The sequence below is a fragment of the Longirhabdus pacifica genome (assembly GCF_004115085.1).
GTDB classification, from domain to species: Bacteria; Bacillota; Bacilli; order Paenibacillales; family DSM-105158; genus Longirhabdus; species Longirhabdus pacifica.
On the sequence record NZ_QXJP01000004.1, the window covers coordinates 217198 to 239736 of the forward strand.

20 protein-coding genes and 1 pseudogene are annotated in these 22539 nt (G+C 37.2%); 9 read left to right on the forward strand and 12 right to left on the reverse strand.

The window, feature by feature from the left end; all coding sequences use genetic code 11:
- Positions 1-4: 4 nt before the first annotated feature.
- Positions 5-1273 carry an MFS transporter gene (locus D1Z92_RS04880; protein WP_128894538.1) on the reverse strand — a complete coding sequence of 423 codons (1269 nt, stop codon included), beginning with the start codon at positions 1271-1273 and terminating at the stop codon, positions 5-7.
- A 191-nt stretch (positions 1274-1464) separates the two neighbouring features.
- On the opposite strand from D1Z92_RS04880, the gene D1Z92_RS04885 reads away from it, so the two are divergent.
- Together D1Z92_RS04885 and D1Z92_RS17215 are read left to right on the forward strand one after the other, a co-directional pair.
- Positions 1465-1854 carry a hypothetical protein gene (locus tag D1Z92_RS04885; RefSeq protein WP_128894539.1) on the forward strand — a complete coding sequence of 130 codons (390 nt, stop codon included), beginning with the start codon at positions 1465-1467 and terminating at the stop codon, positions 1852-1854.
- A gap of 142 nt (positions 1855-1996) precedes the next feature.
- Entirely contained in the window at positions 1997-2173 is a 177-nt protein-coding gene (locus D1Z92_RS17215; RefSeq protein WP_164931456.1) for a hypothetical protein, read from the forward strand.
- A gap of 42 nt (positions 2174-2215) precedes the next feature.
- Here D1Z92_RS17215 and D1Z92_RS04890 read toward each other — a convergent pair whose 3' ends face one another.
- Positions 2216-2662 carry an NUDIX hydrolase gene (locus D1Z92_RS04890; RefSeq protein ID WP_276318862.1) on the reverse strand — a complete coding sequence of 149 codons (447 nt, stop codon included), beginning with the start codon at positions 2660-2662 and terminating at the stop codon, positions 2216-2218.
- A gap of 139 nt (positions 2663-2801) precedes the next feature.
- Complete coding sequence (locus D1Z92_RS04895; protein ID WP_128894541.1) at positions 2802-3929, reverse strand: M20/M25/M40 family metallo-hydrolase; 1128 nt, start codon at positions 3927-3929, stop codon at positions 2802-2804.
- 227 nt (positions 3930-4156) lie between these two features.
- Here D1Z92_RS04895 and prli42 point away from each other — a divergent pair, with 227 nt between their 5' ends.
- Positions 4157-4264: a stressosome-associated protein Prli42 gene (prli42, locus tag D1Z92_RS17220; protein ID WP_164931457.1), complete on the forward strand. Its 108-nt coding sequence runs from the start codon at positions 4157-4159 to the stop codon at positions 4262-4264.
- 112 nt (positions 4265-4376) lie between these two features.
- Here the strand turns inward: prli42 and D1Z92_RS04900 are convergent, their stop codons facing one another.
- From D1Z92_RS04900 to lpdA, 4 genes are all read right to left on the reverse strand, one after another.
- The gene (locus tag D1Z92_RS04900; RefSeq protein WP_128894542.1) at positions 4377-5714 is read right to left on the reverse strand and encodes a dihydrolipoamide acetyltransferase family protein; all 1338 of its coding nucleotides are present in this window, start codon (positions 5712-5714) and stop codon (positions 4377-4379) included.
- A gap of 11 nt (positions 5715-5725) precedes the next feature.
- The gene (locus D1Z92_RS04905; protein ID WP_128894543.1) at positions 5726-6709 is read right to left on the reverse strand and encodes an alpha-ketoacid dehydrogenase subunit beta; all 984 of its coding nucleotides are present in this window, start codon (positions 6707-6709) and stop codon (positions 5726-5728) included.
- Positions 6710-6744: 35 nt separating this feature from the next.
- Complete coding sequence (locus tag D1Z92_RS04910; RefSeq protein WP_128894544.1) at positions 6745-7758, reverse strand: thiamine pyrophosphate-dependent dehydrogenase E1 component subunit alpha; 1014 nt, start codon at positions 7756-7758, stop codon at positions 6745-6747.
- 383 nt (positions 7759-8141) lie between these two features.
- On the reverse strand, positions 8142-9569 hold the full coding sequence (gene lpdA / locus D1Z92_RS04915; RefSeq protein WP_128894545.1) for a dihydrolipoyl dehydrogenase: 1428 nt from the start codon (positions 9567-9569) through the stop codon (positions 8142-8144).
- 269 nt (positions 9570-9838) lie between these two features.
- Here lpdA and D1Z92_RS04920 point away from each other — a divergent pair, with 269 nt between their 5' ends.
- Positions 9839-10117, forward strand: a complete 279-nt coding sequence (locus tag D1Z92_RS04920; protein ID WP_128894546.1) for a DUF2627 domain-containing protein — start codon at positions 9839-9841, stop codon at positions 10115-10117.
- Between the two features lie 35 nt (positions 10118-10152).
- Here the strand turns inward: D1Z92_RS04920 and D1Z92_RS04925 are convergent, their stop codons facing one another.
- Positions 10153-10896, reverse strand: coding sequence for an amidohydrolase family protein (locus D1Z92_RS04925; protein WP_128894547.1), 744 nt, complete (start codon positions 10894-10896; stop codon positions 10153-10155).
- A 226-nt stretch (positions 10897-11122) separates the two neighbouring features.
- On the reverse strand, positions 11123-11794 hold the full coding sequence (locus tag D1Z92_RS04930) for a tetratricopeptide repeat protein (RefSeq protein WP_128894548.1): 672 nt from the start codon (positions 11792-11794) through the stop codon (positions 11123-11125).
- 360 nt (positions 11795-12154) lie between these two features.
- Between D1Z92_RS04930 and D1Z92_RS04935 the strand changes: the two genes are divergently transcribed.
- Positions 12155-12835, forward strand: coding sequence for a hypothetical protein (locus D1Z92_RS04935; RefSeq protein ID WP_128894549.1), 681 nt, complete (start codon positions 12155-12157; stop codon positions 12833-12835).
- A 163-nt stretch (positions 12836-12998) separates the two neighbouring features.
- Here the strand turns inward: D1Z92_RS04935 and D1Z92_RS04940 are convergent, their stop codons facing one another.
- Entirely contained in the window at positions 12999-14780 is a 1782-nt protein-coding gene (locus D1Z92_RS04940) for a hypothetical protein (protein ID WP_128894550.1), read from the reverse strand.
- A 264-nt stretch (positions 14781-15044) separates the two neighbouring features.
- On the opposite strand from D1Z92_RS04940, the gene D1Z92_RS04945 reads away from it, so the two are divergent.
- From D1Z92_RS04945 to D1Z92_RS04955, 3 genes are all read left to right on the forward strand, one after another.
- Positions 15045-15272: a FeoA family protein gene (locus D1Z92_RS04945; protein ID WP_128894551.1), complete on the forward strand. Its 228-nt coding sequence runs from the start codon at positions 15045-15047 to the stop codon at positions 15270-15272.
- Positions 15269-17254 (forward strand): ferrous iron transport protein B, encoded by a 1986-nt coding sequence (feoB, locus tag D1Z92_RS04950; RefSeq protein ID WP_206099711.1) that lies wholly within the window; start codon positions 15269-15271, stop codon positions 17252-17254. The genes D1Z92_RS04945 and feoB overlap by 4 nt, the downstream gene beginning before the upstream one ends.
- 83 nt (positions 17255-17337) lie before the next feature.
- On the forward strand, positions 17338-17517 hold the full coding sequence (locus D1Z92_RS04955; RefSeq protein ID WP_128894553.1) for a FeoB-associated Cys-rich membrane protein: 180 nt from the start codon (positions 17338-17340) through the stop codon (positions 17515-17517).
- Between the two features lie 91 nt (positions 17518-17608).
- Here the strand turns inward: D1Z92_RS04955 and D1Z92_RS04960 are convergent, their stop codons facing one another.
- Positions 17609-19390: a hypothetical protein gene (locus D1Z92_RS04960; protein WP_128894554.1), complete on the reverse strand. Its 1782-nt coding sequence runs from the start codon at positions 19388-19390 to the stop codon at positions 17609-17611.
- A gap of 329 nt (positions 19391-19719) precedes the next feature.
- On the opposite strand from D1Z92_RS04960, the gene D1Z92_RS04965 reads away from it, so the two are divergent.
- Positions 19720-20601 (forward strand): NAD-dependent epimerase/dehydratase family protein, encoded by an 882-nt coding sequence (locus tag D1Z92_RS04965; RefSeq protein ID WP_128894555.1) that lies wholly within the window; start codon positions 19720-19722, stop codon positions 20599-20601.
- Between the two features lie 278 nt (positions 20602-20879).
- Here D1Z92_RS04965 and D1Z92_RS17225 read toward each other — a convergent pair.
- Positions 20880-22539 (reverse strand): annotated as a pseudogene (locus D1Z92_RS17225) (DUF5704 domain-containing protein); the annotation flags it as partial.

Consider the following 22539-nt stretch of genomic DNA (forward strand, 5'->3'; position numbering starts at 1 on the left):
GATCTTATAGCACTGCATTACTTTGCGCTTTTTCTTGATTTGCGTGTTTTTTCGCTAATGCTGGTAATGTATTCATAAAGAACAACCCTACTACGAATAATAATCCAGCTACTATATAGTAAATAAAGTCAACTTCTTTTATTAAGTTTGGATAAGTCACTGCAATACTGCCGAGCATGATGGATTGTGCCAACATTAATAAGGGATCAATCAACCCTTCAATTCTACCGAAAAATTTTGGCTCCACTAATTCTGGTAGCCAACCAGCTAGCGCAATATTAATAGGAGCTAGCACCATTCCCATCACAAACATGAAACACAGATACAACCACACGTTTCCAACATACCCTAACGTAGCTGTAAAACAAGCCGCTATTAACAGTCCAAACGTAACAACGACGTACGGTTTTATTTTTTGATTCATGGTGGCTCCAAAGATGCTCCCTGCAAGCATGCCTGCACCAATAAAAATAGCAAACAACGATGCATACCACTCGTAATTGTCAGGAGCTAATTTAAATTTCATCGTAAACAAAGGTAGTATTGCGAAAGCCCCATTTACGAAGCCAAAAATTAAAAAACCAAGCAATATCGTTCCCAACAAACGACTTTTAAGTACATAAGCGACACCAAGTTTAAAATCTTTCCAGGAGGAACGAAAATTTATATCTCTCCAACGATTTTTGCCATTTGGTTGTCTCGTTTCCAGCGGAACTTTGCACGCTTTAATACAAAGACCAGAAATAATAAAACTGATGCCATCTATGAGCAGAGCCCCTTCAATACCAATCGTACGGTAAGTAAAAGCCCCAAGTCCCACACCGAATAACATGAACATACTATAAATAATTTGATTAAGCCCAGCTGCAGTCTGGTATTGTTCTCTAGCTACAACACCTTGTAACATTCCCATTTGAGCAGGCATGAAAAACTTGGAAATTCCTGACCTTATAAACAATAGTAAAAACACTAGTACTAAAGATCCCATCATGACGGCAACAATAATGAAAATGGTAATGATTGCTCGAATCCAATCGGAATATAATGCTACTTTCTGCCGGTCCATTCGATCCGCAACAACGCCAATAAACAAAAAGACAAACAAAGTTGGCAATGAGTACATCAATTCTGCAAGTGTCGTTAAATAAGGTTGATTACTAAACTGGTCTAGTAAATAAAACGCAATCGCAAAATTACCAACCACTGTACCCATTTGAGAAGTAAAAGAAGCAGCAAATAATTTTAAAAATTGGCGATTTTTAAATATTTCCACTCATTTCCCCCTTAATTGTTTAAATTTAATTGTTAGCTCTATCATATAATTTATCAATATTTGCCAAAACAGTAAAGTTAATTTTGTATAAATTTTAAATTATTTTTAAGAAAAATTTAAAAAAACTAGTCCACACCTCCTCATGCTTTTCCGCATATGTTAAATAAAAGTATGTGAAAAGAGGTGAAAGTATGGCTATTACAAATAAACAACGACAAGCACTTATTAAAAGAATAATGAAGAAAGTAAAAATCACGAAAAAAGAACCAATAAAAAAAATCACTACTCTAAGACCTGTTAGATTTAACACAGATAATATTAGTGTCCATAATATATATCAAATAGCTGGATCTATTTTAGTCATTAATGGAAATGGAAGAAATATACTGGAAGGTCCTATTCATGTTGGAATGAGGGATTTAACGATTGTTATTTCTCGATCACCTCGTGGATTAGGACAAACTATCATTACAAATATTGCACCCGGAGAGAGAGCTAGAAATATTCAAGTCATTACTCTAAGACCGAATTCATCAAGAGTGTTTACTCCTGTATGCGTTCCGCGTCCAAGAAAGTCATAACTTTTTTATTTCTTCACTAGTATTACAGCAAAAAATACGCTTCCGTTTTGTTCCCTCAAATGGAAGCGTTAGCTTTAAATTTTAATGCATTTTGCTTATATGGTATACTTATTGCAACTTTGTACCAAGGGAGTTCTTTTTTATGGGAAAATCAGATTACCAGCTGCTCATTATTATTTTTGTGTTTATTCTAATTTTGTCCTCCTACTTTATTCTTACTGATTTGGAAGGTAGAGTCGCTTTATGGATCATCCATCTGGATTTATCTTGTATTATTCTTTTACTATTCTCCATGAATAGAAATAAGAAGAAGAAATGATGGTTATGATGTAGAGATTTCAGGAAAAAAAATAAACTAGATTTACTTAAACGTCCCATATGTTCGGAACCACATGCTGTCACGATTTTGTTCCAATGCTTGTCTCACATGTTCAATCATACCCTCAGGTAATTCCTCTTGGTTAAACCATGCTAATTGCTCACATTTATCCTCTTCAACGTTAGTTACTTCTCCTTCCCATGTATTTAAGGTTACATAAAAATCAATCCACTCTGTCATTTCTTTCCGTTGAGTTACACCAATAACACGAACATCGGAAGGAGACACGGTAATGCCTACTTCTTCTTTTGCTTCTCGAATTGCCGCATCGATGACGGTTTCATTACCATCTAATTTACCAGAAACAACGCTCCACTTATCATCTTCATAGCCTGTATTTTTTCTCTTCATCAGAAGTATTTCATCATTTCTTAATACTAAAATATGTATAGAACAATAGTATGAGTATGCAAATTTCAACTTTATCACCTCTAGTTGTTATATGTGCTTGTTTCACCATCATATAATACCATGAAAAAAGCTCTACCTAAAATCATTACATTTTAGATAGAGCTTTATTAACTTTACCAAGCTGTTCCTATTCGCTGTATACTATCAACAGATTACTTTATTTCGCAACTTCCTCAATAATTGCTACAACAAGTTCTGCAGATTTCAATAATTCTTTGATCGGCATCTGTTCTTCTGTCGTATGAATTTTTTCATACCCAAGTGCTAAGTTCACCGTTGGTACACCCATACCGTTAAAGATATTAGCATCACTTGCCCCTCCACTATGGAACAAATGCATTTCTCTACCTACTTTTTGAATGGCTTTCTCCGCCACTTGTACTAATTCTGATGTTTCATCATGAAGAAAACTTGGATAAATAATTTCACTATTAAAATTAACTTTTGTTCCCGCTTCTTCTGCAGCTTTTTCAAATGCTTCTTTCATTGCTGCGACTTGCTTATCTAATTTCTCACTATCAATACTACGTGCTTCTGCTCTAATATTTACTTCGTCTACTACGATATTCGTTTCCTTACCACCTTCAATGACACCGATGTTAGCCGTTGTTTCGTGATCGATACGACCTAACGGCATGTTCGCGATAGCTTTAGAAGCAACAACGACAGCGCTAATACCTTTTTCAGGATTCACTCCTGCATGTGCTGATTTTCCAAGCACGGTTACATCAATTTTGGATTGCGATGGCGCAGCACATGCCACGTTTCCAACAATTTCATTGGAATCTAATGCATAGCCGTATTTTGCTTTTACGTGACTAGGGTCCAATGCTTTTGCTCCGAACAATCCGCCCTCTTCACCAATCGTAATAATAAATTGAAGTGGCCCGTGAGGAATGTTGTTTTCCTGCAATACTTTTATCGCTTCCAATATGGATGCAATACCAGCCTTATCATCGCTGCCTAGAATCGTAGTACCGTCACTTCTTATGTATCCATCATCATCAATTTGAGGTTTAATTCCTCGCCCAGGAACAACCGTATCCATATGAGAAGTAAAATAGATCATGTCTTTATCTTCATAGCCATTCGTTGCATTCATGGTTACAATTAAATTTCCCGCTTCATGTCCCGTTTTTTCTGCAGCATCATCTTCCATTACATCTAAACCAAAAGCTTTAAATTTTTTCGTTAAAAGATCACAGATTTGACGCTCAAATTTAGATTCGCTATCTACTTGTACAAGTTCCATGAACTCATCAACGATACGTTTTTCATTAATCATGTCTTTTCCTCCAAGTTTCATTGTTTATTCAGTACTTTTTCCATCATTATATATGGTAATATAGTGGAACACAAATTTCTACATCCCAACCTTTACGCCTGGCTACTGAGCCGTAAACTTATATCCCATCATTTCTTTATTTTATATACATAGTTTCTTTTTTCGATCTATGTTACACTTAGCCTATACATGTCTCATTAATGATTAGCAAAGGAGTTTTGTATAGTATGAAGCGCAAACATAAAAAATTTCAAAAATTCGTTATTTACATGATCATCGCTGCTATGCTTTTGACTACTGTAACGATGAGCTTAACTATATTTAGTAGTTTTTAAACCTCATGCAGCTTGATAAGCTGCTTCAGCTCACTCTCATAAAAAAATGGTTACGCCCCATATGTGAGGCGTAATTTTGTATGTTCTATTCTATTCTTTTCTAATTTAAGATTTAGAAAATATTCGTATTTACATCATAAGATTCTAACTGGTGCTTTATTTCTTGCAGGAATTTACCACATATAACCCCATCCAATATACGATGATCCAAAGACAAGCATACATTCACCATATGGCGAATGGCAATCATATCATCAATGACAACAGGACGTTTCACAATGGACTCAAACGTCACATTTGCTGCTTGTGGGTAGGTAATAATAGGTTGCGACATAATCGCTCCAAAAGAACCTGTATTATTTAGTGTTATCGTTCCACCTTGTACATCACTAGGGGATAATTTGTTGGAACGAGCTTTCATCGTAAGTTCATAAATATCGTGACTTAGTCCAGCAATATTTTTACGATCAGCATGTTTGACAACAGGAACAGACACGGTGTCATCCGTACCTACTGCTAATGAAATATGAACATCTTTATTTACTTTAATACTTTCTTCTGACCATGTAGCATTAAGCATAGGATATTTTTTAGTAGCTTGAACCAATGCTTTCATGACAAATGCTAAATAAGAAAGTGGTACACCCTCTTTTTCCAAAAAGGTTTGTTTATGTTTGCTGCGTAGTTGAACGAGGTTCGTTACATCGACTTCCACCATCGTCCAAGCGTGAGGAATTTCTGTAACGGATTGCTTCATTCTTTCCGCTATGATACGGCGAATGGGGTGAATCGGTACTTCGTATTGACCATCTATCACTTCGCCATGATGTTCTGTAGGTGACTGCACAACAGACTGGACCTGAGTTGGCTCAACAGTTGGTGATGCCATAGCTTCAGGAGCTGCCTGTATGATTTCTTCTCTTCTTCGAGGTATAGAAGCTGATGATGCACCACTAGCTATGTATTGTTTTACATCTTTTCTCGTTACTCTTCCACCCATTCCTGTCCCAGTAACAAGAGAAAGATCAATGTCATGTTCATCCGCTAGTTTTCTTACTGCAGGTGAGTAACGCTTTTTCATTGCGCTATCTTGCTTTGTTGTTACACTAGCTACATCACTTTTCGTTGTAGCTGTGCTGGTACTGCTTTGTACATCTTGCTTGCTGCTATCTGCAACAGCTGGTGTGCTGCCTGCTGCTTCATCTACCAGCATACATAATACCGTACCTACCTCGACGGTATCTCCTTCTTCTACTAATATTTCCTTCAATGTTCCCGTAGCCGTGCTTGGCAGTTCTGCGGTTACTTTATCTGTAATCATCTCACAAATGGGTTCATACTCTTCTACGAAATCACCTGGTTGCTTCAACCATTTCGCTACCGTTGCTGTGACAACACTCTCTGCCAATTTTGGCATTACAATTTGTATAGAAGTATTCGTTTCGCTCATCTATATTCCCCCTAAAATAACGCCATTTCTTTGATCGCTTGTTTCACCTTATCTTTATTGAGCATATAAAATTTTTCTAATGGCGGGCTAATCGGCATCGCTGGTACATCATAACCACAAAAACGTTTGATCGGAGCATCCAAGTCGAAGACAAGTTCTTCTGCAATGATTGCTGAAACTTCTGCTCCCACACCACCTGTTTTATTATCTTCATGTATAATAAGTACTTTTCCCGTTTTCTCTGCTGCTTTTAATATTCCTTCTCTATCTAGAGGCTGCAATGTTCGCAAATCTAATACATGGGTACTAATTCCTTCCTGTTCTAGTTCTGCTGCTGCCTGTAAAGCAAAATGAACCGTTAGTCCATAAGTGATGACCGTAACGTCTTCCCCTTCACGCTTCACATCGGATTTCCCAATTTCAACGATGTAATCTTCTTCAGGAACTTCATCTACGATCATACGGTAGCATTTTTTATGCTCAAAAAACAGCACTGGATCTTCATCCCGAATCGCTGCTTTGAGTAATCCCTTCGCATCATATGGAGTAGAAGGTACGACAATTTTTAGACCCGGTGTACCGACAAAGATCGATTCTGGGCATTGTGAATGATATAAGCCGCCAAAAATTCCACCACCAATGGGAGCTCTAATCACGAGCGGACATTCCCAATCGTTATTCGAACGATAACGTATTCTAGCTGCCTCATTAATAATCTGATTCGTTGCCGGCAGCATAAAGTCCCCGTATTGCATTTCCGCAATGGGTCTCATGCCATACATTGCTGCACCAATGGCAACCCCTGCAATAGCAGATTCAGCAAGTGGTGTATCCATCGATCTCATCTCACCGAACTGTTCATGCAATCCTCTTGTCGTTCCGAATACACCGCCCTTGACTCCAACATCTTCACCTAATACGAAGACATTTTCATCTCTTTCCATCTCTTCTTTCATTGCTGCTGAAATCGCATCAATATAACTTATTTTTGCCACGATTGATTCTCCTCCCCATTATGTGAAGTTCAATGTTACTGTTCCTTGAATACATGTGTTAGTGCTTCCTCAGGTTTTGGAAATGGTGCTTGCTCAGCATATTTTGTCGCTTCGTTCACTTCCTGTTTAATTTCTTCTTGCATCCTTAATTCTTGCTCTTCCGTCCATAAACCGCATTCTTCTAAGTAAGTTTTAAAGTGAGGAATGCTATCTTTCTTCCAGTTTTCTTCTACTTCTTCTTTCGTTCTATATGCTAAGTCATTATCTGAAGTGGAGTGAGGAGACAGTCGGTACATTTTTGCCTCTATAAAAGTAGGCCCTTCCCCTTTAATACCACGTTCTCTCGCTTCTTTGACAACTTTGTATACCGCTAATGGATCATTACCATCTACTTGCACACTATGCATCCCGTACCCTAATCCACGATCTACAAGTCGTTCACATGCCACTTGTTTATGTAATGGCGTAGATATCGCATATTGATTATTTTCTACCATAAAAATAACAGGTAATTTTTGCACGGCCGCAAAATTTAGCCCCTCATGAAAATCACCCTGATTACTCGATCCATCTCCAAATGTAACGATGGAGACAAAATCTTGTTTTTTCATTTTTGCAGCTAGTGCAAAACCAACTGCATGCGGAACTTGTGTCGTTACGGGGCTAGAACCCGTTACAATATGGTATTGTTTTGCACTAAAGTGTCCTGGCATTTGTCTTCCACCACTCGTAATATCTTCCTCTTTAGCGAATATCGACAGCATTAAATCTCTCACTGTCATCCCAATAGAAAGTACCATTCCGTAGTCTCTATAATAAGGTAAGAAATAATCTTTTTGTTTTTCAAGTGCAAATGCAGCACCAATCTGTGCAGCTTCGTGGCCAATGCCAGAAACGTGAAAGTTAACTTTTCCTGAACGTTGCAATAACAGTGCCCTTTCATCGAACTTTCTTGCAAGTACCATAGTTCGATACATTTTAATCACTTGTTCATCTGTTATGCCTAAATTTCTGTGCTTGTTATTTTCTTGCACGATAGTCTCACTCATTTAAGCCATCCCTCCATACATTTAATCCGTGCGTTACATAGAAGGCTGTCCAGCACATAAAACTACACCATAGCATGACACATATACTAGACAGATTCATCCTAATTAATTTCCTGCAATTTAATTGTAACCGCTTTTTTTGATAAATTCATCAGTATTTTGAATTTTTCACGTTAAAATTTCAAATAATTCAATCTTTAATCTGTTATTCAGCATTTTTATATATAATATCAACATCTATGACCAGGTACTAATTTTGAACATATCATTATTATATAGCTGTCAGCTATTGTTTTCAAGCATTTAACTTTTCACGGTACATTCTATAAAAAAATCCATATAAAAAAACAGATGAAGTGCATCACTCCATCTGTTTATATTTACTACATCCCTATTGCACTGTCATCTACAGCCAGCATGGCTTCGCCTAACGCCTCGGATAACGTTGGATGCGGATGAGACACATTACCAATTTCCCAAGGTATCGCATCTAATACATGTGCTAAAGCTGCCTCGGAAATTAAATCTGTTACATGAGCACCTATCATATGCACACCAATTAAATCATTCGTTTCTTTGTCGGCAATGACTTTTACAAATCCATCTGCATTGCCTTGTACTAATGCCTTGCCAATCGCTTGAAACGGGAACTTTCCTACTTTCACTTTTCGTCCCTGTTCTTTCGCTTGTTCTTCACTGTACCCTACACTGGCCACTTCTGGATGAGAATACGTACAACGTGGAATAAATGGTTCATCTACCACATGTACTTCCTCCCCTAGCATGTGATGAACAGCCGCAATCCCTTCATGACCCGCGGCATGTGCTAGCTGCACTCCTCCAATACAGTCACCAATAGCATAAATGTGAGATTCCGTCGTCTGAAAGTGTTCGTTTACCGTAATAAAACTGTGGTCTATTTTCACATCTGTATTTTCCAATCCTAGGTGATTCACGTTTCCTACTCTTCCAATGCTCAATAACATTCTTTCTGCTTGTACTTCCGTTCTTTTCTCTCCTTTTGTCATGAAGAGAGTAACTTGCTTCCCTTTTTCTACTATTGTTTCAGAAAAATCTATGGATGTATTGGTTAAAACTTTTATTCCTCTCTTTTTAAGTAATCTGGTTATTTCCCGAGAAATATCTTTGTCTTCATGTATGAGCAAACGATCTGAGCTCTCTATGATTGTCACGTGCACACCAAAATCACTTAACATGGAAGCCCATTCAATGCCAATGACACCACCACCAACAATGATAATCGATTTAGGCAGTGTATCCATTTCTAACGCTTCATCACTCGTCATCACGGTTTCACCATCTATATCTAAACCTTGGATCGTACGTGGAGTGGAGCCTGTGGCAATCATAGTATATTCTCCAACTAATGTTACAGATTCTCCATCTGGTAATTCCACTGCAATTGCACCGCTTTTTGGTGAAAAAATAGAAGGACCGATAATACGACCTGAACCTTCAAATATATGTATTTCATTTTTTTTCATCAATGACTGTAGTCCTGTATACAATTTGTCCACAATATCATTTTTTCTTTTTTGAACAAGTGATAAGTCTAAAGTGGCACTCTCTGTTACAATACCGTATTGTTCACTTTGTTTTATCGTTGAATATACTTCTGCACTCCGCAATAAAGATTTACTAGGAATACATCCTTTATGTAAACAAGTGCCACCTAGCTTCTCTTTTTCCACCAGTGCCACCTTTTTGCCGAGTTGCGATGCTCTTATTGCTGCTGTATACCCACCAATACCACCGCCTAAAATGACAATATCATAATTTTCAACTGACATATCATCCTACACCCCCAAAAATTAATCACTATATTATGACAAAAAAAATCACAACTATCTCTATTGTAGCCTTTCTCTTTGCACAAATATAGGCTAAAATAAAAAAAGCTATATAAGATGAAAAAATGATGGAATACAAGTATACGCCTCAGTAGCCAGGCGTAAAGGTTGTGATATTGTAATTTCTCCATCTTATGTATAGAGGTAATAAGTTGACTGAACTTGTTCATTCAACTTATCTATTAGAACAAAAGGAAGGTTTACATCCTATGAAGCATACAGCGTCAAGATTTATTGCGATATTGCTGCTAGTCATCCCTGGTTTGTCCGCAACATGGGGTTTTCTAAAAATGAAAAATAGTACATTTGATTATTTCTCTCAATTTGGAGACGAATCCATTATTTCACCTTCATTTGATTGGCTTCAATTTTTGTTTGGCTTCGTATTATTTGCCATTGGTGTCGGATTTATCGGGGGATGGATTTTTTTTCGCGATAAAAAACGCAATTATTTACAACCTAGATTTCAAAAAAATAACAACGATTAGTTTTCATTAATCGTTGTTATTTATTATTTGTTATTTTATTTTTTGTACCAATCCATTGCATTTTTATACAACACCTTACTAGCTAGATCTTCTCCTAGTGTCTCTATTATGAGCTGAATGTGTTCATCCTGAAACGGAATAGGAGCTCTCGTAGAAGGTAAATCTGTACCAAACATTAAAGCATTAGGATTTACGCTCACAATAGACTTTAATGCTTCCTTTATATTAAAATCTACTCTCCCAAATCCTGTCGCTTTCACACGCACTCCCTTATCTATCCATTTCAATAGAAGAGGAAAACCTTCTTTACTCAGTCCTAAATGATCTATACAAATAGAAGGAACGTTAGAAAGCATGGATGAAATATTACATATTTCTTTTGCGTCCATGTACAATTCCGTATGCCATCCCGCGATATCGTGTACTCTTTTCGCCATATACTCTAATTGGGATATATGTTCTGACCCACCTCGTTTTACATTAAAGCGAATAGCTCTAACCCCATGCTCATGCAATGTCTGGATTTGTTCGTCAGAAACCGTAGCAGGTAATTGTGTGACACCCACAAATGAATTTCCTAGTTGCTGAAGCGAATCTACTAAATAACGTTGATCAAGTGCCTGAAATGAGCCGGAAACGATAGCCCCTCCCACCATATCAAAGTGATGCGTGCGTGTAACATAATCATTTACGGTAAAAGGAGGAGGTAGATATCCTTGGTTCTCTACTAAAGGAAATCTTGGATCAATAATATGAAAATGTGCATCAAATACTTTCATGTTAGTGGTTTACCTCCCATGGGATTAACTCTTTGGTTTTAAGGTAAATGCTTTTTTAACTTTTCATCCAATCCTGTAAAAAGAATGATAGCTGTTATTGGCAAATTTAAAATAAGAATAAAAGGTAAAGAGGTGTTTGGAGATGATCCCAAGATTACGTATAAAAGTATCGTTAACATTGCCAATTGAATATAGTTTGTTAAAAATAATTTTAATGAAACGTTTTTCATGATTTTGTCACGTTTATAGCTTCTTTATGATGTTTAAAATGTTTTATGCCATAATTCATCGTCTTCAGGAATGCATATCTTTCCATTCCTTTATATGAATTTAATCCTTCTTTTAATTTATCTATGTTTCCATCATACGCGGCTTCTGCCATGTCCAATTGAAACAGCATCTTTTTGTTTTTCACTGACGTTTTCATTTGTTGATATTGCTCTTTTTCTCCTTTTACCATATGTATGATCATGTCATAATACTTAATTAATCGGGAGGGCAATTTTTTTGCTATTGTTTTTGCGTCTTCATAATTACTTTCCATTACGTGTATCCATGCTAATATCGAATATCTATTATACATATCGATACTCTGTTCATCTATTTGTTGCAAATAATGTTTTGCCTCTTGTAAATCCCCCTTTTCAATAGCGTTCAAGGCCATGTATAAAGGTTCACATCTTTTTCTAATTATACGTTCCACTTTTTCCATATCATTAGTAGGAAATATAGCTAGATTTGTATAGAAAAAAACAAAAAAAAGTAACACAGTGGAGATAATAAAATAAAATATCACCCAACTGGATTCAATAGATAACGCAGGAAGAAGAAAGAAACTTAAAGAAAAACTTATGATGGCGTTACTAAACAACAATACATTAAAACTTTTTTTACTCATATTTACATCCTTTCTCATTGTGTTATTTCATATGTTAGTGTGAATTCTCCATCTTATGCTTAGTGGTAATAAGTTGGTTGAACAAGTTCATTTAACTTATATAGTTGCTGGAAAGAGGAGATGTTCATTCCATATTATATTGTCATATGAAAAAAAATACAAATAAATTGTCATGCATTCATATTTGGCATGACATGTTCATCATTTTATTTTACTGTATACGTATTTTTATTGTTAATTGCCAATTTGACTTCGTTTTTTCCATTTGCTATACTCTTTCAAAGCATCTCATGCAAAGCAATGAATAGATGCCTACCAACTAGAGATCAATAGAAAACAGAAGAAAAAGGGGATTTTTAAATGAAAAAACAAATGCGAAAACCATTTTATTTATTAGCGATGTCCGCCATTATTTTAACGGCATGTGCTAATGAAAAAGACACAATGGAAGATAAGGAAACGATTCCTGTAAATACTGAACAATCTGTAGAAGAGAACAATACAGATGCTGAGCAAGAAATGACTGAAGATGAAGCCATGAATGAGGAACAAGAAACCGAAGAAGGAACTGATCTAAATTCGGATGAAAATATGGAAGAGGATATGACTACGGAAGATAGCATGGAAGAAAACACTTTGGATGATACTTTAGAAGATTTGGCTAATGAAGAAGTAGCAGACGAAGAAAATACACCGTTCTATTTCTTGAAAAATAGTTTATGGATCGGCATGACGGAAGAAGAAGTAACAACATTACTATCTGATCCAAATGCAATAGGTAAAGATGCAATGAATGATACAGACACTTGGCGTTATGATTTCACCCTTACGGAAGGTTACACGTACACTGACCCGCTAGTAGACGGAGAAAATCAAGTTGTTGATACGGTAGATACAGAGGGTATTATGAATGGAGATATGGAAGCCCAGTTATTTGTGAAGTGGAACGAAGGGGCTATAAGTACATTTACAATCTACTATAACAACAATGGCGAAGTGAAAGAATATCGTGTGTTTGAAGACGGTACAGTAAAAGAATAACAACTTACTTGTGTATGATTTTCTATCATTCATCTTACGCATGAATGAAGTGATCAGCATATCTTTGATAATTTTACATAAAGTAGATTCCACCCCTATTTCGATCATTGGGGTGGAAAAACTTTGTGCCTACCAACTGCATTTTTTTCATAAATCAGTATCATTATTTTTCTGAAACGGTTTCTACCACATATGCGTATTGTTCATTCGCACTCAAAATAAAAGCAAAACTATTATAATTAGACTTTTCAAAAAAATAATTGTCCAATATAGACTCTTCTTTATTCTGGGCATCAAAAACTTTCATGGCTAGCCCTTGTTCAGTCTCCATCATATAAACAAACTGTGATGTCCCTTCTATCCAAAGCGGTGGTGCATTTCTGTAAGAAGAAAACGCCGTTAACAACGTTTCCCCTGCTTCATTTGCTTCAAACAATTGCCACTCGCTGAAATCAGCTTGATAAAGTGTATAATTCCCATCACTCGAAGCACTGAAATCAATGTGATCGTCATATGGAATGGGAAAGGTCATTGGTGTGATACTGTCTTCTGACCAATCATACATGTAATGAACGTCGTTCATCGCTTCGTCTTTGAGTGTAATATATACGAATTCCCCCTGGTCTCTCATGGAAACAGGGTACATAACCATATCGATCTCGTTTGATCCTACATTAAAACTATCTTTTTTCCTCATCACCTCATTACCGTCCGCAGCATCGTAGATAACCAATTGCAAATCATGAAGTGTTGATTCTGATGTCCCCACAGCCATGATAATATGCTGTTTGTCTAAACTAAAGATGGCTTCATGAACATATCCATCCACGTTAAGCACTATCGCACTATCTGTGTTTAATGCATTGGACTCTGTTGGTTTAGAATAAAAGAAGCCTCTTCTATCTGCATAAAAGGAACCTGCACCACTATAATGCAGCAGAGCCACTTGTGATTGGTCTTCTTCAATGGGATAATGTGTTTTTTCTCCCGTGTTTACATCGTACATAAAGTGTAAATGTGTAAACGAATCGTACACGTTGAAGTTTTTCATTCTTGAAGCGGCAACATAACGATCATTCAATACACTATAAAATGAGGTTATACCATCCTCGAAGTCGAACTGTTGTATCTCTGTCCCATCAAGTGAAAGCCTAGTTATCTTTGTCTGCATATCGGCGATTTGCACATAAAATGGAGGAGATGCTTGTAATAATACTCCTTCAGCTGTAGTTGCTCCTGTTACATCAATGTTGTATTCATCATCCTCACTATCTACTGTTACATGAAGTTCTTTTTCATTTTCCCATTTGAAAACAAGCGTTGCTTCTGTTCCTAAATGTTTTGTAATGGTTTGTTCTACGGATTCTTTGTTCATCTCCTCTGTAAATACTAGTTTATAATGTTGATTTAACACGCTATTTATCGTTTTCACTGGAGATTGTATTTCTGGCGTTGAAAGCAAACTAATGATTACAGCTGACTCTTCGTCTGCATTCACAACTAGCGTTTCGAACATCGGTATGTTATGTAGTTTTTCCCCACTTTTCATTTCCGTTTGATTGAGGTCTATGGTGTAAGAAGTTTTAGCTATTGGTTCATGAATGTACGCATTCAGCGCGGTAAGCTCAAATTGCACGTTCAACTCCAGCTTCTTATTTGCTTTCCAATCAAATGTATACTCTACAGGGACATCTGGAAGCCAAATCGATCTCTTCAATGCTTCTTCTACAGTATTTCGATCCATCTCCTGTGCAAAAGTAATGGTATACGACTGAACAGGACCACTTACTTCCACTGATGAAGTTTCGTCAGGAAATTGTGTATGCCTAATCATCACTTGATCTTCGTCCTTGATCTGTTCTCCCCCGATTTGTTCACAACCTATGATGGTACTTACACTTAAAAACATGAATACAATAAGAAATCTAAATCTCAAAAACTTCATTGACTATCCCCCTAAGGCTTTATTTTTCTAAATATTCCATTTTTATCATAGCATATTAACATACTTAAAATAACAATAAAATACTAATCGTTCACTTTCAAAACCTACGTCATATCATATCATGTCATACTTCACTTTGTGATTTTTATCACAGACAGCATACTAACTACAGCTTATGATAATTAACATTATCTAAATGATAAAGATTATCATTTTCAACTAACTAGAATTGATTATTATGCAGTTTAAAAGGAGCAAGATATTATGGTACTAACAGAAGTCCCACGCGGTAAACGTGTTGTCATCAAACAATGTTCGCAACTTCATCCTCTTATTTATCGAAGGTTAAATGATTTTGGCATCAATGAAGGAAAAGAAATTTTTTACAAAGGAAAGATGCCATTTGGTGGTCCATGTTTCATTGCATGTAAAAGCCAAAAAGTTAGCATTCGTCACTGCGATGCTCAGTGTATCGAAGTGGAGGCATTATAATGGACATCGCTATACTTGGAAACCCGAACACAGGAAAAACATCATTGTTTAATCAACTTACTCATTCCTATGAATATGTAGGGAATTGGAGTGGTGTAACGGTAGAAAAGAAAGTGGGGAAACTTCGTGCAGCAACAGGGAACCTAATCGATTTACCAGGATTATATACACTTTCTCCGCTTACAAAAGATGAAAAAGTCGCTTCTACCTTTTTATTAGAAGGTAAATTCGATGGAATGATTAACATTATCGATAGTTCTCAATTAGAACGAAATCTACATCTTACGGTGCAACTATTAGAATATGGAAAACCGATGATGATAGGCCTTAACATGATGGACGTAGCAAAGCGTAATGGACTTGCTATACATATACATCAACTTTCTCAGCAACTTGGCGTGCCAATCAAACCGATGATTGCGCGAAAAGGAAAAGGATGTGAGCAACTGGATGCAGAGAAAATGAAAGCACCTTCATTTCATCTTCAGTATGATGACATCATAGAAGAAGCAATACAACAATGTGAATCACAAATGCCAGCGAAAATGAAACATACACGATGGATTGCACTTCAGTATTTGGAAGGCAATGAAGTCGTACAGCAATATTTACAACAATACGTATCTCTGACATGGCTAGAAGCTTGGATGAAAGATACGGAAAAGAACGTGAAAATAAAACACAACATTGCCTTGAATAAACTAATCTATAGAACGAGAGAGACTTATATAGAAGAACTATTAAAGGAAAACATGATAACGTCCTTGTTGAAACATAAAGCATCGAGTGAAACGATAGATCGCGTTGTAACCAATCGCATTTTAGGTATCCCCATCTTCTTATTCGTGATGTATGTGATGTTCCAATTTACGTTTGATTGGTTAGGAGTCCCCATTTCCGACTTAGTGGATGGATTGATCTCGGGTCCTGTGACAAGTGGGGTAGAAGCTGGACTACAATGGATTGGTGCTAACGCTTTTTTTCAATCGTTATTTATAGATGGGATCATTGCAGGGGTAGGAGGTGTCCTTGTATTTGTTCCGCAAATCTTCATTCTATTTTTATTTATTTCGTTTATCGAAGACTCAGGATATATGGCCAGAGTGGCGATGGTGATGGATCGATTACTTGAAAAATTCGGATTGAATGGGAAAGCGTTCATCCCTATGATCATTGGTTTTGGCTGCAACGTCCCTGGCATTATGGCCTCAAGATCGATGGAACAAGAGCAAGAGCGCCACTTAACGACGATGCTCACCCCTTTTATGTCCTGCTCTGCTAGATTGGCTGTGTACAGTTTGTTTACTGCTATATTTTTCACAAGTCATCAAGCACTTATCGTCTTATCTTTATATGTAATGGGTATTGTCGTCGCGCTTATCGTGGCAAAAATTTTATCGATAACAAAGTACAAAAATGAAAAATCTTTGTTCGTGATTGAACTTCCTCCTTATCGTATACCATATGCAAAAACGTTATATCGAAGTACGTGGGAAAAAGGAAAAGGTTTTGTTCGTAAAGCAGGTACGATTATTTTAGCTGGGACTATCGTGATTTGGTTGTTATCGTATGTCGGTCCTCAAGGCTTCCATGTGCCTATACAGGAAAGTTTTATGGCCTATGTTGGAAAGAGCATTGCCCCTCTATTGTCTCCGCTTGGTTTTGACACGTGGCAAGCTGGGGCAGCACTAATTACTGGCTTTTTGGCAAAAGAAATGGTCGTATCGACGCTGTACGTTCTCTATCTTGTACCGAATACCGAAGCTTTACATGTTGTTATTGGCCAACAATACACGGCATTACAATCATATAGTTTTATGGTGTTTTTTCTGCTTTACGTTCCTTGTCTCGCCACCGTAGCTACGTTAAAAAACGAACTACCTAATACCAGATCCATGTTATTTAGCATTGCCCTTTCCTTCGCTATTGCTTACGTGCTAGCTTTGTGCGTGTATCAGATTGGGAGATTACTAGGCTTTTAAATGTTATGACATTGAAACGTGGTAGTTACAAATATGTTGAACAAAGAATACAGCATACCATTAAGAAAAGGAGACGTTTCACTATGCTCATAAACATACTGCTAGGCGCTATCATTTTTGGTTATGCAAGCTATTGTTTCTTTTCCTTTTATAAAAAAATAAAAAAAGGAAAGTGTGCTTCATGCAGTTTAAGCGAGACTTGTGAGAGCATGAAAAACAAAAACAGCTGCAACGATTTAACAACGGTTCAGAAAAGTAAATGATGATCCATTTAGCAAACAACAAAAACAACAAATAGGACGCTGATCTGAAATAGATAGAGCGTCCTTATGGACAATAACTTTTATTTCATTCTTACGGTGCAGCCACATAAATCCATTTTTCTGTAGCCCCTATAATGTGAGGAGACTCCAATCTATCTTCCAAAAAGATCTGCTCTTCCATCATCAAAAGGTCGTATGCATAAATGATGGATTTACCCTCGTCTTGATCTTTGACTTTTTGATATACAAATTGATGATCGTTGATCCAAGTTGGACTGTAGATTCTTTCTTCCATCACCGCTACTTCATTTGTTCCTTCAAACAACGTCCATGATTGATCGTATGGAAGATAAAGTTGATACGCTCCGTCATGGGAAGGAACTATGTGTAAATTATAATCATAAGAAAACGGAATTTTCTTTTCCACCATTTCCCCACTCTGCCAATGATAATCGTAATATTGCGACTTGCCATCTACGTACATCATAAAGGTGAAGGTATCTCCATCATCGTACATCGGTATACGCTGCGGATCTCCTCTATCATACAAATCATAAATAGGAGAAATGCCTGGTACGTTTTCTATTAATGTGCGGTACTGCTTGCTGTCTATCGTATATAACATGAGATCTAAATTAGCCCTATCTTCCAGAGAAGAACTGCTCAGGAAGATGATATGCTTTTTATCTTTACTGAATGTAGCCCCGTGAACGTAACCTTCAGTATTCACCTGCACCGTTTCCTGCTGCTCTAAGTTCGTCAAGGAAATGCTTTCTTCATCTCCGAAATAGAAGAAGCCTCTCATATCGGCATAAAAAGACCCTGGCCCAATATAGTTAGTAAGTGCTTCTGGCAACCTACTTGCCGCTACAGGATAGGAAGTAAGCTCCTGTTGTTCTATATTATACATGCCGAACAACGTAACATATGGTCCATGACAACAGAAGTATTCTTTTTCCCTAGCTAGGACAATATCATTATCATTTAATATCGCTACAGGTTTATACAACGTATTCCAGTCTGTCACTTGTTCTACTCGTGAACCATCGAGAGAAACTCTCCATAATTGCTCTAACTCTTCCCATACATACACTTTAAATGGAGGAGATGAAAGTAGTTTATCTCCTTTTTTTGTTAGCGCACCTGTCACATTAAGTTGATATGTAGGATCATAATACGAATCTAATACTTCTCCTTCCAGCTGTATTTCTACGATAACTTCTTTATCCGTCTTCCATGCATAGTCCAATTGAACTGCTACTTCGTATGACTTTATATTTTTCTGTAATGCTTCTTCTACCGATGAAGTATTCATCTCTTCCGTGAAGACAAGTTGATATTTCTGATTAAGTGTCGAGACTGGTGTTCGTATCGGGGCCTGAATTTCTGGAGTAGATGCTAGACTAATGTGCACTTTTTCAACACTACCGGCATCATCTATATACACCATAAATGCTTTTGCATCTTCCATAGCGACACCTTCTTTCGTTTTCGCTCCGTTAACATCGATCACTAATCTTTGGGAAGAATATCTATGCACAGCTTTATTAAGTTGTTCTTCATCATAATTCACTTCCACCCATACTTGCCGGCTATCTACTTCCCATTGAAAATCAAGATGATGCGTCACGTCTTTAATCCATGTACTCTTTTTCAAAGCTGTTTCTACCGTCGCTCTGTCCATCGGTACATCAAACATCATGTGATATCGATGTACATCACCTTGAACGGTACTGTAAGCTTTGACTTCAGGAAATTGCTCATGCTGGATGATGACAGATGGCGCAGTATGTTTTTCATCGGCGAAGGTAGAAGGTATCGAAATGAAAATAAAACTTAGACACAATAAGAATATATATTGTACTTTTCTCATGACAGAAGCCCCCATTTCACTGTACGATATAGATATAATTTTACGTTAGAAATACAACCCATTGATTTTCTATGAATAACCTATACAAAAGATAACACCATTGTTCTTTAAAAATAATAATGGAGCGCAAACTAAACTCAAATCATTCTTTTTTCATTTTATATGTTAAACGATATTAAGATGCAAAAGTTGCTTTAAAAGTGTATAAAATTGTAAAAAAATATATACTCCTTCCCTCCCACTTCAATGAAACAAAATATGTTAGACTAAAATTAGAAATTCTACTATATACACAGCAACATAACTTTAAATTTATGGGAGGGATGCAGATGAAAACAGCATTAGTATTTGGAGGAACTAGATTTTTTGGTGTCAACTTAGTACAGTCTCTACTTCAACGCGAAATAAAAGTCACGATAGCTACTCGCCAACATACAGAAATTCCTTTTGGTCCTGAAGTGGAAAAAATAAAAGTAGATCGCTTTGATTTGGAATCTATGCAAGAAGCAACGGAGGGTAGATCGTGGGACTTTGTGTTTGATCAAATATGCTACAATGCCGATGATGCTTCCATCGCAGTAGAAGTATTAGAAGGGAAAGTAGGCAAGTACATCTTTACTTCCACTCAGTCTGTATATGACTATGGGGCAAACCTTGCAGAAGACATGTTCAACCCAACTACATATCAATTTTCAAAAGAAAAAAATGAAAAGGTAAACTATCAAGAAGGAAAAAGACAAGCAGAAGCTGTATTTTATCAAAAAGCTGACTTTCCTGTTACTGCGGTAAGATTGCCAATTGTACTTGGGGAGCATGATTACACGGGGCGCTTGCAACTACATATCGATCATATCAAAACAGCACAACCACTAGGATTTTATAACCTTGATGCTGAAATTGGATTTATTCATCAAGAGGAAGCAGGGGCATTCATTGCTTGGATAGCGGAGCAAAACTTTACAGGTCCCATTAATGCTTGTGCGAACGGTACACTGACTTTAGATGAACTAATCAAAAAAATACAACACACAGTAAACAAGGAAGCCATCATTCAACCTTCTACTTTTATGGATCAGGGACATTCCCCTTATGGCATTGAAAAAACATGGACGATGAGCAATGAAAAGGCATCAGCGTTAGGATATACATTCAGCACGTTAGAAGAATGGCTTCCTAACCTGATAGAAAAGCTATCATCTGAACGTGTTTAAACTCATCTCCACCTTATCGTTGGGCTTCGCCCTTCACACGCTTGAAGATGGAGACTTCTTTCAGAAAACGTTAAAGTTTTTTTGTAATCACGAGTATATCGGTTAGTGTCAATGTATTAAGTAAATATTGAAGCCACTTTTTGGTGCAAAAAAGGAGTGAGCACATTTGCTTCACTCCTTTTTAACTTATGAATAACAATGGAAATGTTGTTCTTTCTTCTTCAGGTGGTGTAGCAACCATTTTGTAGCATTGAACTTTTTAAAAAGTTAATCATACTTTATCTTGCTCCTGATCCAAAATCATTACGTACACTAAAGTCCGATTCAAACATGATAATATCGCCAGCTTTGAACGTGAAGTGATTCCCTCGATCATCCACACTACTAGCCACTTGCCCTTCTATCGCCCACATATTTGCATAAGGAGCATCATACCCTAAAATAGCTGCATCATCACGTACACTTTGAATCACAAAGTTAACCATAATGTAACCACCCGTTATAAATTCCTTCTCATGCGTGTCTAGTGCACCATTGTATTGGTTAGCAAGTGCTAAAATATCCGTCCCTTTGGGCAAGATGTATGGCGCAATAGGAATACTGTACTCTCCATACCAATGCTGAATGCTACGCGAAGCTTGATGACTTTGGACACTATTTGGTACGTTAGATTGCGGGCCAATTAACGTTCGAGATGGATGGCCTAAAAACATATAATCAAAGCCATGTCCTATCGTAATATCCCGTTCTACATAGTCTTGATAAAAGGCGTCAAAAGATTGTGTTTTCTGACTTATAAAGTTGTATTCATATAATGCAGCGTGTTCTAGTTCATTACTATTCATATTGCGAAATGGATCATTCAGCTGATACATTCGTTGATACGTCTGCTTGTCTAAATCTGAACCGACTTTAATCAGTTTTTTGTCCGAAGTATCGTAATATAAATCCACTTCCGTCCCATGTCCACCACCATACGGAAAGAACCAGAAGCTAGGTATAATTTGAACGCCTTCATCTACATCCCAGTAGTTCCCGATCGTTTTGAAGTCAAACAAAAAGGAATAACCGTTGTGCGGTACATTTTCTGGATAATACGGATGGGAAGTAGGCCTAATCGGCAGCAGCCACTTTGGTTTGTTAGTATAGTTCGTCACGTTCCCATTTTCATCTCGGCCACCAGCATAGTACACATGGCCTGTATGAGGGAGTGAACCTGGACTACTTCGAAATACATCTTCGAAACGAAAATCACCAATGTCCCATATTCGAAAATCGAACAGGCGTCCAACGACCTCCACGTCGATTTCTTCTGCAGCACAGTAGTTATTTATGTTTGCATTTTTATTGTATTCACATGCGTATATGCCTTGATCATTGATCGCCCAAGCTTCTGTCGTGGCAGTATAGTATCCTTCATCTACCCAAGTCGGGAGGTAGAATTTTATCTCATCTTGTCCTACTGGAATATCAATCCATGTATTTTCTGGATAGTACGTCGTTTGACTTTCGTTGTATACACCAAATGGAAATAGCACTCTTTTATTTTTGGTATAGTCTTCATAGTTTCGATCCCCATACCCTTTGATGTTGCTGTGAAAGCCATACTCATCCATGTGTACTGTAAAATGACGATCTAGTACCAGCACACTGACACTAGTGTCGGGAGTGAGACTTTGATCAAATGGACGATTGTCATCAGGAATTTCTGCATAGTTGACTACGGGTGTATGCACTGTCACATCGTCTAAGTTAGCAATGTCCGCGGTGATTGCATTGTCATATGACCCTATTTCTTGTACTAGCTCATACGTAATCTCCCCTGTTGTTATCGTGTCGGCTTTATTGGCTCTAGCATTGGATATCGTTAATCCATCTTTATATAGTTGACCATTAGCAATGTTCGGTGGAGAAGGAAAAGATTGCGGATCGTTCGTA

Coding starts and splice junctions, on each gene's coding strand:
- D1Z92_RS04955 (WP_128894553.1), top strand. CDS start 17,338: ATGCTCATAAACATACTGCTAGGCGCTATCATTTTTGGTTATGCAAGC.
- D1Z92_RS04945 (WP_128894551.1), top strand. CDS start 15,045: ATGGTACTAACAGAAGTCCCACGCGGTAAACGTGTTGTCATCAAACAA.
- D1Z92_RS04925 (WP_128894547.1), bottom strand. CDS start 10,896: ATGAAAGTATTTGATGCACATTTTCATATTATTGATCCAAGATTTCCT.
- D1Z92_RS04900 (WP_128894542.1), bottom strand. CDS start 5,714: ATGAGCGAAACGAATACTTCTATACAAATTGTAATGCCAAAATTGGCA.
- D1Z92_RS04885 (WP_128894539.1), top strand. CDS start 1,465: ATGGCTATTACAAATAAACAACGACAAGCACTTATTAAAAGAATAATG.
- D1Z92_RS04935 (WP_128894549.1), top strand. CDS start 12,155: ATGAAAAAACAAATGCGAAAACCATTTTATTTATTAGCGATGTCCGCC.
- D1Z92_RS04940 (WP_128894550.1), bottom strand. CDS start 14,780: ATGAAGTTTTTGAGATTTAGATTTCTTATTGTATTCATGTTTTTAAGT.
- D1Z92_RS17215 (WP_164931456.1), top strand. CDS start 1,997: ATGGGAAAATCAGATTACCAGCTGCTCATTATTATTTTTGTGTTTATT.
- D1Z92_RS04920 (WP_128894546.1), top strand. CDS start 9,839: ATGAAGCATACAGCGTCAAGATTTATTGCGATATTGCTGCTAGTCATC.
- D1Z92_RS04960 (WP_128894554.1), bottom strand. CDS start 19,390: ATGAGAAAAGTACAATATATATTCTTATTGTGTCTAAGTTTTATTTTC.
- lpdA (WP_128894545.1), bottom strand. CDS start 9,569: ATGTCAGTTGAAAATTATGATATTGTCATTTTAGGCGGTGGTATTGGT.
- prli42 (WP_164931457.1), top strand. CDS start 4,157: ATGAAGCGCAAACATAAAAAATTTCAAAAATTCGTTATTTACATGATC.
- D1Z92_RS04895 (WP_128894541.1), bottom strand. CDS start 3,929: ATGATTAATGAAAAACGTATCGTTGATGAGTTCATGGAACTTGTACAA.
- D1Z92_RS04965 (WP_128894555.1), top strand. CDS start 19,720: ATGAAAACAGCATTAGTATTTGGAGGAACTAGATTTTTTGGTGTCAAC.
- D1Z92_RS04930 (WP_128894548.1), bottom strand. CDS start 11,794: ATGAGTAAAAAAAGTTTTAATGTATTGTTGTTTAGTAACGCCATCATA.
- D1Z92_RS04910 (WP_128894544.1), bottom strand. CDS start 7,758: ATGAGTGAGACTATCGTGCAAGAAAATAACAAGCACAGAAATTTAGGC.